Below are 13,510 nucleotides of genomic sequence, written 5' to 3'. Positions count from 1 at the left end.
TTATTCGGTGGTGGTTTTTATTTGTTTAATACTAAATATAAACTCTATCAGCCCGGTGAATAACCAGGGCTGTTTTTTTATTTCAATTTATGTGACTGTGTTCAATCTGTTTAGGCTGTGTATTTCTCTATAGTCAGTTTAGTTAAGCAGCCTCTGTCTATTCATTCATTTGGTTGCACGCATCCTCTAGGCTTAAAAGGGAGTTCTCCAATGCATGCTGGATCTCCGAATCAATGATGACTCCTTGTTTATTCATCTTCAATGTAATATGAGGAATGGTTAGGGAGGCCTCATGTAAGACTTGGGCATTAATCATGTTTAACGTCAGTAATAGTGATGCGTGGGCTTTGTCACCGCCCATGGGGCTTGGAGAAGCAGCGATGGCAACGGTGGGTTTATTAAGCCATTCTCCAGAAGATACAATCCAATCTAATGCATTTTTTAAGACCCCAGGAACCCCGTTCCCATACTCCGGCGTGCAGATCATGACTCCATCCGAATGCTTCAGTTGGGCTCTGAAATTCTGCACGGCCAAAGGACCTTCCTCGACATCGAGGTCAGGGTTAAAATGCGGTAGATCGTTTAATCCATCGTATACTTCAAACTTAAGGTTAGGAGGATCCAGCTTAATCATGGCGTGCATTAGTAACGTATTGGAGGAATGATTACGCAGACTTCCGGAAATCGCAAGGATATTTAATTCTTTCTTCATGGGCATACATCATCTCTATTCTTTAGTAATGTAGGGCGATTTGTTTATTTTCCTCCTCTTGGAATGGACTGTCTATAGAAAACGCATTTAATTAAGGCATTCTTCATGTTAGTCAGGAGATATCCACCTTTCTTCATCAAAAATGCATGCGATAGTTTGCATCACTCTGGGTAATAGGATGAAGAGATCACTTAAAATAAACAACTGACGAATGAATTATAATAAATATTTTTTAAAATTAGTACCAAGTACTAATACTTAGTGCTATAATGATAAAAAACAAACGAGGTGATTACCGGTATGAATCAATCAATGGCAACCATTACCGCAATGGGTACGTATGTACCGGATCGAATATTAAGTAATGCTGATTTGGAGAAGCTGGTCGACACGAGTGATGAATGGATTGTACAGCGTACAGGGATGAGAGAACGGCGCATAGCAGCAGATGATCAGTTTGTATCTGATCTGGCTACGAAGGCTGTAAAAGATATGATGCGTCGTTATAATGTTAGCGTGGAAGATGTGGATATGATTTTGGTTGCTACCAGCACACCTGAATATTCATTTCCCAGCACAGCATCCAGAGTACAGGCGAATCTCAAGATTCCAAACACTGGAGTACTTGATTTGAATGCGGCATGTGCAGGTTTTACCTATGGATTGCAGTTGGCCGACAGTCTGGTGACCAGTGGAATGTATCGTAAAGTGTTGGTTATTGGAGCAGAAACGTTGTCCAAGATTACCGATTATACAGACCGTACGACATGTGTGTTGTTTGGGGACGGGGCAGGAGCGTTTTTGGTAGAAAGAGCTACCGGGAAAGGCGATTTTATGGCAGCGATCTCAGGTACGAGTGGAGAAGGAGGTATTCACCTCTATAAGAGTGGTCTATCTTCGGAGATGAATGGCGTACCTCTTCAGGGTGAGGGATGCCTTGTGCAGAATGGCAGAGAGATTTATAAATGGGCTGTAAGAACGATTCCGGAACAGTTGAGCAAGCTTATAGCCAAAGCAGAGATGAAACCAGAGCAGATCGATTGGTTTGTTCCTCATAGTGCAAATCTAAGAATGATTGAAGCGGTTTGTGAACGTGGCCCTATTCCGTTGGAACGCACTTTAACAAGTGTGGAGTATCGGGGAAATACCTCCGCGGCTTCCATTCCTCTTGCTTTACAGCTTGCAGTAGATGAAGGGAAATTAAAGAATGGGCATCAAGTAGCCCTTTTTGGTTTTGGAGGCGGCCTGACATACGCTGGTCTGGTGCTGAGATGGAGCGTACCTGATACCAATTAAACGCTTGAATATAAAACCATCCTTCTTGAATTGAGATACCATCCCAAAAAGTATACCCTTTTCATGAACTCATGAAAGGGGTGTACTTTTAATGTGAGCAGATGATTATCAATAAGCTGTTGCAATTCGAAAGAGATTAGCTTGGCAAGGAATACCTGACAATCCGCACAGAGTTAGATATTGATTATGATTACAATAAGCAAGGTCAGGTTATTGTAATCAAAATTTTAATTAATCTTATTAAAGATTTACGGCGTGAGCTTAGGAGCTTGGCGGTGATGAGTTCCTTGCTCGTAGCTGTACGCCAGCTTGATCAGGGTTCCTTCGTCAAAGGCGCGTCCCAGGAATTCCATGCCTACAGGCAAACCGTCGGTAGTGAAACCGGCAGGAACTGTGATAGCCGGAAAGCCGGAGAACGGACTAAGTCGGTTGTTACCACCAGAGTTTTGGCCCTCCCCAATGACACCAGCGGCTTGCGTAGATGTAGGGTAGATGATGGCATCCAGGTTGTTGTCTGCCATGACCTTCAACAGGGACTCGCGTGTAACTTGGGTACGTTTCAGTACAATATCTTTGTACTCGGTTGTCTCCAGTGTTTCTCTTGCATCACGCGTCTTCATGGATTGTTCCTGTGATTTGTCGAACTGTCCGGACGCGATAATCTCCGACAGGCTGTGATATGGCGCATCTTCTCCCAAAGAATCGAGATAGTCGTTCAGTTGGAATTTGAACTCGTATCCACTTAAGCTTGGATATTTATTGATTTCCGCCAGGTTTGGAATGCTGATTGGAACTGCCGTGGCTCCCAACGATTTGAGTTCTTCTACCGCGTTGTTAATTACGTCAGCGACGGCTTTTTCCTCGGCTTTTGTACTTGGAATGAGCTCGGTGGCCACACCGATCCGTGCACCCTTCAGTCCGCTTATATCCAGGAAGTCTGTATAGCTTGAAGGGATTTTGCCTACGGCATAAGCTGTAGCCACGTCATTTTTGTCGTAGCCAGCTGTAGCGTCCAGCATGATGGCAGCGTCACTCACGGTACGAGCCATCGGGCCGCCGACATCCTGTGTTAATGCGAGAGGGATAATCCCTTCACGGCTGGACAGTCCGATCGTTGGACGAATACCCACGAGGCTGTTGAAGCTGGATGGGATGCGGATCGATCCGCCCGTGTCTGTACCCATGCCTGCAGCTGCAAAGTTTGAGGCGATGGCAGCACCTGTGCCACCACTTGAGCCGCCTGGGTAATGATCCAGTGCGTAAGGATTGAGTGTTTGTCCACCCAGGGAGCTGGAGGTGGTAATGCCGAACGCGAATTCATGCAGATTGGTTTTGCCCAAAATAATGGCCCCGGCTGCTTTGAGCTTCTTCACTTGCTCAGCATCATGAGCAGGAACAGAATCCTTCAGACAGATACAGCCTGCGGTTGTAGGCATATCGTTTGTATCGAAGTTGTCTTTAACCAAGACCGGAATACCATGTAAAGGTCCACGGGGGCCTTGAGCTGCACGTTCTTCGTCCAAAGTTTCAGCGATTTTGAGTGCTTCCGGGTTCAGCGTCAGGACTGCATTAATACTCACACCCTGATCATCGTATTTTTCAATGCGATCCAGATACTTCTGCACGAGTTCTTTGGATGTTAGTTTTCCTTGCGTCATGGCAGCCTGGAGATCGGTAATGGTGGCTTCCTCCAGAACAAATGGTTTTATGTAGTTATAAATACGGTCTTTCAGTATGGCGACATCATTTTGTGTAAGTACACCATTAGGAAGGAAGAGAGAGTCCGTGTATCCTTTCATCAATCCGGCGGTGTTCAGAGCACCAACGGCACCGGCAAAGCTCGCCTGATCTGGAACATCCTTGAACGATTCTGGAGTGGACTCCAGCTTCAGCCATGTTTGCAAAGCTAAAGCAGCATCTTTACGCTGCACCGTTGTACCGGAAAGCTTGTCCATGGAAAAAGGAACACCTGCAAGTGTAGCGGCTTCTTCCATGGCTTGAACAAATGCCGTTGCAGTGACAGGAGCCTTACCAGCTGATACGGTTGCAACCGTAGTTTTGCTCGAAGGCGTTGCCGTTGCGGCCGACGCCAATGGTACAGTTTCTCCCCATGTTGTGGCAATAACAGCTCCTGCCAGCAACAATGCCCCACTCTTTTTCAATACAGATCCATGATAAGTCATGCATCCACGCTCCCTTCCCGTGTCCCAATGATGTGTGTTAGCGAAACTGATATATATGCTTTTGTCACATTTTAATAACATGTAAGGTATTCTTACAACGTTCATATATATCCAAAAAAACGTATACATCCTATATGTACGCTATACATACTTCCAGATGCTCCTCATTCCATGCGCGGAAGAAAATTGTCGAAGGAAATTGTGTTAAGTAATCTGACATTATAATTGGTGGTTAAGTATTATTTCAAGAAACAAATCGTTTTTGGGAAGCCAAAGCAAACCAATACCATGAAATGATATAATAAAAGGATAGAAGTAGAAGAATGATCATAATCAACGATAGAAGCAAGAGAGTCGTGGGTTTCATTAAGAAAGGAAGATATGGAGTGAAAACATTGGTACTCGCAGAAAAACCATCTGTGGCACGCGAAATTGCCAGAGTCATGGGTGCGCGTGATAAACATAAAAGTTATATGGAAGGTCCGAAGTACATCGTGACCTGGGCGCTTGGACATCTTGTTGGGTTGGCTGAGCCGGAGGATTATGACAAAAAGTATGCAACGTGGAGTTTGGAGGATCTGCCGATTCTGCCGGAGCGTACCAAGCTGAAGGTGCTCAAAGAGACAAACCATCAATACAAAGCGGTACAGCAGCTGATGAAACGTCAGGATGTTGGTGAACTGGTTATTGCTACGGATGCGGCGCGAGAAGGAGAGCTACTGGCACGCTGGATTATGCAGATGGCCCAGTGGAAGAAACCTTTCAAACGGCTCTGGATTTCATCCCAAACAGACAAGGCAATCAAGGATGGGTTTGCAGCGTTGAAGCCAGGCAGTCAATTTGATCGTCTTTATGAATCAGCCCGTTGCCGGGCAGAAGCGGATTGGATGATCGGACTTAACGTAACTAGAGCACTGACGGTTAGATTTAATGCGCAATTGTCAGCTGGACGGGTACAGACCCCTACACTCGGCATGATTATGGACAGGGAAAATGAGATTAACGGTTTCCGCTCGCAGGAGTATGAGACGTTAACGGCCGATTTGGGAGGTTTTCAGGCGGTATGGCGGGCGGCAGGCGGTGATTCACGCATCTTCGATCCCCAAGAGACACAAGCATTGATGAAACGGATCGATGGTCGCAAGGGTACGATTGCCCAAGTGAAAAAAAGTGAAAAGGTTGAGCCGCATCCGCTGGCTTATGACCTGACGGAATTACAACGGGATGCCAACCGAAAATACGGTTTCTCTGCGAAGCAAACTTCCAATGTTCTGCAACGCCTGTATGAGCAGCACAAGCTGGTAACGTACCCACGTACAGACAGTCGCTACCTGACCTCAGATATGACAGGAACGCTGAAAGAACGACTGGATAGTGTAGCGATTGGTCCCTATGCGTCTCTCGCTCGTCCGTTGTTGCGTAAAAATCTGAATATTACCAAACGTATCGTGGATGACAGCAAAGTGACCGATCACCACGCAATCATTCCAACAGAACAGACGGTTCTCCTCAATCAGTTGAATCCAGAGGAACGCAAGCTGTACGATCTCATCGTACGTCGTTTTATCAGCTTGTTCTATCCAGCAGCGAAGTACGATTCTGTCGCGATTACCGTTCAGGTCGGAAATGATTCTTTTCATGTCAAAGGTACAACGGTAAAAGAAAGTGGATGGCGCGAGGTGTACGGCGGAGATTACAGCGATGACGATGATGAACGTACTGACGATTCATCAGACCATGAACGTGCGCTTTTGCCAGACGTGCTGCAAGGACAGTCCGTGACGATTCAACGTTGTCATATTAAAAGTGGACGGACGATGCCGCCCAAACGGTACACCGAAGCAGCTTTGCTTTCCCAAATGGAGAAGCATGGATTGGGCACTCCGGCTACTCGCGCGGATATTATTGAGAAGCTGGTCAGTTCCGACACCATCGATCGTCAAGGCAACAGCATGCATCCTACGGGAAAAGGAAAACAGCTGATTGAATTGGCGGCTCCACAGCTCCGTTCACCTGAATTAACAGCCCGCTGGGAAGCTGAACTGGAACGGATCGCCCGTGGACAAGGGAAACCTGAGCCTTTCCTGGATAGCATTCGTTCGATGGCGAAAGAGCTTGTATCCACCGTAAAAGGCAGTAAAGCCGAGTACAAGCCGCATAATGTATCCAATAGTCACTGTCCGGATTGTAATGCCAGGTTGCTGGAGAAAAAGGGCAAACGCGGCAAATTTCTTGTGTGTCCTACAGAGGATTGTGGATATCGTCGTTCGGCAGAGAAAAGACTGTCCAACCGTCGCTGCGCGCAGTGTCACAAAAAGATGGAAATCAAAGAGGGTAAAGCTGGTTTATACGTGCAATGTCTGCCTTGCGGCATCACGGAAACGTTGGATAAAGACAAACAGCATGTGAACAAACGTGATCAGCAAAAGCTGGTCAAACAGTATGCCAAACAGGAATCGATCGGCTCCAACCTGGGAGATCTGCTGAAGGCGGCCATGGAGAAAAAAGGGGAATAGATGGCTCTTAATTTTAAGTGAAGAGATCCAATAGATTAACCCGCTGCATGTGGCAAGTCCCCAGAATGTGAATTGCCTGTTCAGGAACGATGTGCCGTATAAGAACCTCCTTTTTCAGGCAACGTAAGCCTAGGAGGTGATACGCAGATGCCGCATAACAAGCCAGAGAAAATTCACAACCAGCAAAACAATGATAGCATCCGGGAAGAGCATATCGCTGTACGCCCGGAGAAAGCAGCCAAAAGAGCACCCAATCTGAACGGTATTCCAAAACAGGAGTCCTAGGTTCAGGAAGAGTGTTTCTTTCCTTCTGAAATGATACGCGGTCCCTATCCATGCGTTGAACATGTCTCTTTGGAGGTCTATAATGGAGATATAGGGAGATGTCCCGGGATAGGGGGACCGCTAGAAATTTATGCAAACCGGATTGATACTGTGGTTTTTATTTATTAATGTAGTTGGTTACCTGGTGATGTCAGATGACAAGAAACGCGCACAGCGACGTCGAGACCGTACACCTGAACGAACGCTGTTCCTGCTGGCCTTTATTGGAGGGGCGTTGGGAGTTTGGGTCGCCATGTATCGTAAACGTCACAAGACAAAACATCCCAGCTTCACAATCGGCATCCCGTTGTTGTTATTCCTGAACGCGGTAATCTACGGTTATTTTTTGCAATAAAGTGGCGGTAACGGGATAAATTCATGTTAATCTGCTGTTTTATTGTGAATGTGGGCTATTATGATTATGTAAAATGTTTCGTATGATTGGTTCGTTTTGGTCCTGGTGCGTTTAAGGAGTTACATGGCTCTTGTATTTTATGTTAGACCGAAGCTGGCTTCGAATGTTCTACATATAAAGGAAGGGAAGGGATTTACATGTTATTCTCCAAAATACTAGTTGCTTATGATGGTTCGAAAGCTTCAAATAAAGCACTCGATCGTGCGATTGAGTTAGCCAAAGTTTCTCCAGGCGCTGTACTGGATGTTATTCATGCCTTTGACTTTCCGCGTGTATTCATCGGGGAAGGATTGGCACCATTGCCACCTTCTTTGAATAATGACTACTATAATCTGGCGGTGCAAACGACAGATGAGGCGAAAGAGCGGATTCAGGCTGCAGGCGTCACAGCGAACGTGGATCTGATTCAGGGGGCTGCTGCCGAGGTCCTTCTCGATTACGCCAAAGAGAACGGGTCGGACATCATCATTATTGGTAGCCGCGGCCTTGGTGGAATCCGGGAATTTGTCTTGGGCAGCGTCAGTCACAACGTGGTGCAGCATGCACAGGTTCCAGTACTAATCGTGAAATAATTATAGAATGTGTGTATACACATGAAAGAGCAAGAGCCGGCTGTCTTCGATGTGTTGAAGAGGGGCCGGCTTTCTTTTTTGGAATAAAAGAGATGAAGTCTCTCTAAATGATCGGTCATTTCCGAACATTAAATTTGTCAATATGTTAAATGTTCGTCTTTAAGTTGACATTAGCTGTAGGGGATTGTTAGAATGTTAGATGTGTCGATCAGTTATAGATAAGGTCGAGTAGGTTCGAAAGATGTGGAATCTTCATTATTATTGAAATAATTTGTTGAAATAGATATTTGCTCGTATAACGCCGGGGATAGGGCCCGGAAGTATCTACCCGGGAACCGTAAATTTCCGGACTACGAGGAGATACGGCTGAGAGTCGCATGAAATCAGATGCGGACAGCAAGCCCACCTTTGGCATGCCCAAATGCGGGATACGTATTTCTTGGAGTCCGGTGTCCGGAGAAAATGTGATGTTTTCGCGGGTAGCGGATTTTTCTCATTTTACAATTAAACGATAAGCAACAGAATTAAACCAAAACGCTCAGACGGGAGTTGGATGTATTCATGTCAGTGCAGGTAGCTGTGATTATGGGCAGTAAGTCGGATTGGGAAACGATGAAGCATGCTTGTGAGGTGCTGGATGAGCTTGAGATTGGGTATGAAAAAAAGGTCGTGTCCGCGCATCGCACGCCAGATTTGATGTTTGAATATGCGGAGCAAGCGATTGACCGCGGATTCAAGGTTATCATTGCAGGTGCGGGCGGGGCGGCACATCTGCCAGGTATGGTTGCTTCCAAAACGATGCTTCCGGTCATTGGAGTACCCGTGCAATCCAAGGCGCTAAACGGTCTCGACTCCTTGCTGTCCATTGTTCAGATGCCTGGTGGAATTCCCGTCGCAACCGTAGCGATTGGCAAGGCAGGTGCAACGAATGCCGGATTGCTTGCGGCTCAGATCATCGGTGCTTTTGACCAGGATGTCCAACGTCGCAGTGAAGCCCGTAGAGAACGAATCAAACAAGAAGTGCTCGAAAGTAGTGATGAACTATGAGTCATACGGGAGTTCAATCCGGATCAGCGGGACAATTACAGCGTGTCTTGCTCCCAGGGAAAACAACCATTGGTATTCTCGGGGGCGGTCAGCTTGGACGGATGCTGACGTTGGCTGGAACAGCGATGGGTTATCGATTTGTTACTCTGGATCCTGCTGCAGATGCTCCTTGTGGACAAGTTGCTCGTCAGATTGAAGCAGGGTATGACGATGAGACGGCCGCGCTCGAACTGGCCCGGCAGTGTGACGTAATCACCTATGAGTTCGAGAATGTAGATGCCGATGTTGCTTCTCTCCTGGAACGGGAATCCTATGTACCGCAAGGAAGTGCACTATTGTACACAACCCAGCATCGTTTGCGCGAGAAACGGGCAATCGAAGCGGCGGGCGTACGCGTAGCTCCCTATCGTGAGATTACAAGTAAGGATACGATGCAAGCGGCAGTCAGTGAACTTGGTGTTCCTTGTGTACTGAAGACGGTGACAGGCGGATACGACGGCAAGGGTCAACGGGTTATTCGAGAAGCAAATCAGGCGGTAGCTGCTTATGCAGAACTCGCAGCTACTGGTGCGGAACTGGTTTTGGAGCAATTCATCAAGTTTGAATGCGAGATTTCAGTTGTTGTTGCGCGGAGTACAAATGGGGAGATTAAGACGTTCCCGCCTGCCGAGAACATTCATGTGAACAACATTTTGCATACTTCGATCGTACCGGCAAGAGTGCCTACTGGCATTCAGATTGAAGCGCAGAAGTTGGCGGCAGCAGTGGCACAATCGATACAGGCGGTGGGCTTGCTCGCAGTGGAACTGTTCGTTGCGGCGGATGGAAGACTATATGTCAATGAGCTGGCTCCAAGGCCGCATAATTCAGGGCATTATACGATGGAAGCCTGTGCGACTTCACAATTTGAACAGCATATCCGTGCCATTTGCGGATTGCCGCTCGGAGATACTTCATTATTGAGCCCGGTTGTTATGGTCAATGTGCTTGGAGAACATTTGGAAGGTATAATTGCCAGAACGGGTCAGGCTGACGCGGAAGCGTTGGAACTCGGTGTGATTCCCAAGCTTCATATATATGGTAAAACCGAAGCGAAGACAGGACGGAAAATGGGGCATGTCAATCTGCTCTGTCAGGACGTCGAAGAAGGATTACAATGGATTGAACAAACTAATCTTTGGAGGAATAAAAATTTATGATCGAACGTTATAGCAGACCCGAAATGAGAGCCATCTGGACGGAGGAGAACAAATTCAAGTCATGGCTGGAAGTTGAAATTTGTGCATGTGAAGCTTGGGCGGAGCTTGGAGTCATTCCTAAGGAAGAAGCAGCATTACTTCGTCAGAACGCTTCTTTTGACATGGACCGCATTTACGAGATTGAACAGGAAACACGTCATGACGTTATTGCTTTTACACGTACGGTATCTGAAAGTCTGGGTGCAGAGCGGAAATGGGTGCACTACGGACTGACTTCCACGGATGTCGTTGATACAGCTCTGGGATATGTATTGCGTCAGGCAAATGAGATCTTGGAACGCGATATTGTGAACTTTATCGAAATTTTACGTGAAAAAGCGCTGACTTATCAGCACACGCCGATGATGGGACGTACACATGGGGTACATGCGGAGCCAACGACTTTTGGTCTGAAAATGGCACTATGGCATGAGGAAATGAAACGGAACTTGGAGCGTTTCCGTCACGCGGCAGACAACGTACAATACGGTAAAATCTCTGGAGCGGTCGGCACCTACGCAAACATCGATCCATTTGTTGAAGAGTTTGTCTGCGAGAAGCTGGGCACGAAGCCTGCACCAATCTCGACTCAAACGCTGCAACGTGACCGTCATGCAGAATACATGGCTACACTGGCATTGATCGCAACGTCTTTGGACAAGTTTGCTACAGAAGTACGTGCGCTGCAAAAGAGTGAATTCCGTGAAGTGGAAGAAGCATTTGCGAAAGGTCAAAAAGGATCTTCGGCAATGCCGCACAAACGTAACCCTATCGGCAGTGAAAATATCTCCGGTCTGTCCCGCGTTATTCGCGGACATATGGTATCGGCTTACGAGAACGTAACACTTTGGCACGAACGTGATATCTCGCACTCTTCCGTAGAGCGTATCATTCTGCCGGATGCAACTATGCTGCTGAACTACATGCTGAACCGTTTCGGTAACATCGTGAAGAACCTGACGGTATTCCCTGAAAATATGAAACGCAATATGGAGCGCACCTTCGGCGTGCCATTCTCCGGTCGAGTGTTGACCAAGTTGATCGACAAAGGTTTCAGCCGTGAGCAGGCATACGATACCGTTCAACCACGTGCGATGCAAGCATGGGAAGAACAACGCCAGTTCCAGGATATCGTGAAATCCACGCCGGAAATCACTGAAGTATTGAGCGAAGAGGAAATCGCTGATGCGTTCAACCCATCATGGCACCTGAAGCATGTGGATACGATCTTCAAGAAACTTGGTTTGAACGACTAATTACTACTTAAATATAGGTTATTTATGTGATCACGCTTGGAACGAAGAAGGTAGAAAAAACCTGGAGAAGCGAATGCGCTCGCCTTTATTCCCGGATTTTCACTTTGGAAAAGTGGAATAAAAAAATCCGGGAATAACAGCGATCGAAAGGTTGTTCTGCATTCGGAGTGGTTAGCGTGATTAGGGAAATGGAACTTATATTTTACATCTCCTGAAAGAAGGTGAGCCTCCATGGCGCTGTCCACTGCGGCAGATCTCGTTAAAGCTCCTTTGTTATATAAGGGAAAAGTACGTGAGTTGTACGATCTGGGTGAACATTTTCTCATCGTGGTTACGGACCGGATTTCGGCGTTTGATTACGTGCTGGACCCGGCTGTTCCGGAAAAGGGCAATGTGCTTAATAAACTGAGCAGCTTCTGGTTTGAACTGACAGGCGACATGATGGACAACCATGTGGTGCATACGGATGTAAACCAACTGGGAGATATCATCACCGACCCTGCACTGCTTAAAGACCGCATCATGGTGACCCGCAAAGCCGAGCGCATTGATATTGAATGTGTGGTACGCGGATACATTACCGGAGGCGGATGGAGACAATATGAGAAAAGCGGAGAGGTCAATGGCATCAAGCTGCCGGATGGACTTCGCAAAAACGCCAAGCTCGATGTTCCCATCTTCACCCCGGCGGCCAAAAACGATGTCGGTCACGACGAAGACATCCCGATGGATCGAATGAAAGAACTCGTTGGGGATGCTCTCGCGATTGAGCTTCAGGAAAAGAGCCTGCGTCTCTACGAATTCGCTCGCGACTATTGTGATCAGCGCGGAATCATCCTCGCAGACTGCAAGTTCGAATTCGGTATCGTGGATGGCAAAGTCATTCTGATAGATGAAATCTTCACTCCGGATGCATCACGCTTCTGGGCCAAAGAGAATTACGCACTCGACATCGAGATCGACAGCATGGATAAAGAGCCGGTACGCACCTATCTGTTAGGTAGCGATTGGGACAAGAACAGTAAACCTGACCCGCTGCCACAAGAGGTTGTGGAGGCAACAACCGCAAGATATGTCGATATTTATAACCGTTTAACAAAGTAATAAGTTTGAGTAAGGGACGTTTGAGTGTAGGCTACGGGAAAGTTTGGCTTTCGATCGCTGTTGCCCCCGGAATGTTTTGATTGGAATCCTTTTTCAAAAGGAAACATTCCGGTTGCAAAGGCGAAGCACATGCTTACGAAGTAGCTTTCTTTCAGAAAGCTTTTAGCTTCGATTCTCCAGCTCAAATCTCTCCCTCCGCCAGTCTCAAACTGGGGGATGAGGCAATTTAAACCAAGACTTCTGTTATACAGGAAGTCTATCAATATAAAAAAGTGAAGTTACTAATGTAACTTGAAGACCATTTATTGTTTTAACGTAATGGTCAGGCTAGACCATTACACACCGTGCAACGTAAAAGGGTTTAGGCCTTTAAAAAAAACGTCGCATGGACTAGCGGAGGGGCGGAATTGTTCTTAAAGGAGCGACAGCGTTCGCCTTTGTCCCCGGGTTTTGACCGCACAGCGGTTCAAAACAATCAGAAAAACCCGGGGACAACAGCGACCGGAAGAACAATCCGCCCCGGAGCGAGCGCCCAAGCCACCTTTTTAACATCATAAAGCATTTATCCCGTTCATTACTGAGGAGGAACATAAGGATCATGATCAAAGCAACCGTCTATGTCACTATTAAGCAAAGCGTTCTCGACCCGCAAGGAGTAGCCGTTCAAGGTGCCCTGCACTCGATGGGATTCAATGAAGTGGAAAGTGTACGGATCGGTAAAATCATGGAACTGACTCTGGATACAACAGATCGTGCGGAAGCGGAAAAACGAGTGACAGTCATGTGTGAGAAGCTGCTGGCCAACACCGTTGTTGAAGATTACCGCTACGAATTGGAGGGTTAATCC

12 protein-coding genes and 1 riboswitch are annotated in these 13,510 nt (G+C 46.9%); of the genes, 10 read left to right on the top strand and 2 right to left on the bottom strand.

Annotated features, from left to right (window positions below; translation table 11 throughout):
* Positions 1-157: 157 nt before the first annotated feature.
* Positions 158-712: an NADPH-dependent FMN reductase gene (locus tag AMS66_RS12980; protein ID WP_082350679.1), complete on the bottom strand. Its 555-nt coding sequence runs from the start codon at positions 710-712 to the stop codon at positions 158-160.
* Between the two features lie 300 nt (positions 713-1,012).
* On the opposite strand from AMS66_RS12980, the gene AMS66_RS12975 reads away from it, so the two are divergent.
* Positions 1,013-2,008, top strand: a complete 996-nt coding sequence (locus tag AMS66_RS12975) for a ketoacyl-ACP synthase III (protein ID WP_053781205.1) — start codon at positions 1,013-1,015, stop codon at positions 2,006-2,008.
* A 248-nt stretch (positions 2,009-2,256) separates the two neighbouring features.
* On the opposite strand, the gene AMS66_RS12970 is transcribed toward AMS66_RS12975, so the two are convergent.
* Positions 2,257-4,191, bottom strand: a complete 1,935-nt coding sequence (locus AMS66_RS12970; protein WP_053781204.1) for an amidase family protein — start codon at positions 4,189-4,191, stop codon at positions 2,257-2,259.
* 386 nt (positions 4,192-4,577) lie between these two features.
* On the opposite strand from AMS66_RS12970, the gene AMS66_RS12965 reads away from it, so the two are divergent.
* The 9 genes from AMS66_RS12965 to purS all read left to right on the top strand — a co-directional run bounded on the left by AMS66_RS12965 (position 4,578) and on the right by purS (position 13,507).
* Entirely contained in the window at positions 4,578-6,707 is a 2,130-nt protein-coding gene (locus tag AMS66_RS12965) for a DNA topoisomerase III (RefSeq protein WP_053781203.1), read from the top strand.
* 147 nt (positions 6,708-6,854) lie between these two features.
* Complete coding sequence (locus tag AMS66_RS32965; RefSeq protein ID WP_173405256.1) at positions 6,855-6,992, top strand: hypothetical protein; 138 nt, start codon at positions 6,855-6,857, stop codon at positions 6,990-6,992.
* Between the two features lie 130 nt (positions 6,993-7,122).
* A complete protein-coding gene (locus AMS66_RS12960) occupies positions 7,123-7,386 on the top strand; it encodes a DUF1294 domain-containing protein (protein WP_024633550.1) in 264 nt (87 codons plus the stop codon).
* 197 nt (positions 7,387-7,583) lie between these two features.
* A complete protein-coding gene (locus AMS66_RS12955) occupies positions 7,584-8,018 on the top strand; it encodes a universal stress protein (protein ID WP_024633549.1) in 435 nt (144 codons plus the stop codon).
* Positions 8,019-8,289: 271 nt separating this feature from the next.
* Positions 8,290-8,391: riboswitch (purine riboswitch) on the top strand.
* A gap of 188 nt (positions 8,392-8,579) precedes the next feature.
* Positions 8,580-9,065, top strand: coding sequence for a 5-(carboxyamino)imidazole ribonucleotide mutase (purE, locus tag AMS66_RS12950; protein WP_053781202.1), 486 nt, complete (start codon positions 8,580-8,582; stop codon positions 9,063-9,065).
* Positions 9,062-10,264: a 5-(carboxyamino)imidazole ribonucleotide synthase gene (gene purK, locus AMS66_RS12945; RefSeq protein WP_053781201.1), complete on the top strand. Its 1,203-nt coding sequence runs from the start codon at positions 9,062-9,064 to the stop codon at positions 10,262-10,264. Before purE ends, purK begins: the two co-directional genes overlap by 4 nt.
* Positions 10,261-11,559 carry an adenylosuccinate lyase gene (gene purB / locus AMS66_RS12940; protein WP_053781200.1) on the top strand — a complete coding sequence of 433 codons (1,299 nt, stop codon included), beginning with the start codon at positions 10,261-10,263 and terminating at the stop codon, positions 11,557-11,559. The genes purK and purB overlap by 4 nt, the downstream gene beginning before the upstream one ends.
* A gap of 231 nt (positions 11,560-11,790) precedes the next feature.
* Positions 11,791-12,663, top strand: a complete 873-nt coding sequence (locus AMS66_RS12935; protein ID WP_053781199.1) for a phosphoribosylaminoimidazolesuccinocarboxamide synthase — start codon at positions 11,791-11,793, stop codon at positions 12,661-12,663.
* Between the two features lie 598 nt (positions 12,664-13,261).
* Positions 13,262-13,507 carry a phosphoribosylformylglycinamidine synthase subunit PurS gene (purS, locus tag AMS66_RS12930; RefSeq protein ID WP_053781198.1) on the top strand — a complete coding sequence of 82 codons (246 nt, stop codon included), beginning with the start codon at positions 13,262-13,264 and terminating at the stop codon, positions 13,505-13,507.
* Positions 13,508-13,510 lie beyond the last annotated feature (3 nt).

Origin of the sequence: Paenibacillus xylanivorans (assembly GCF_001280595.1) — a bacterium.
Taxonomy (GTDB): domain Bacteria; phylum Bacillota; class Bacilli; order Paenibacillales; family Paenibacillaceae; genus Paenibacillus; species Paenibacillus xylanivorans.
The sequence above is the reverse complement of the archived record's forward strand: the minus strand, read 5'-3'. Positions and strand labels throughout refer to the sequence as shown.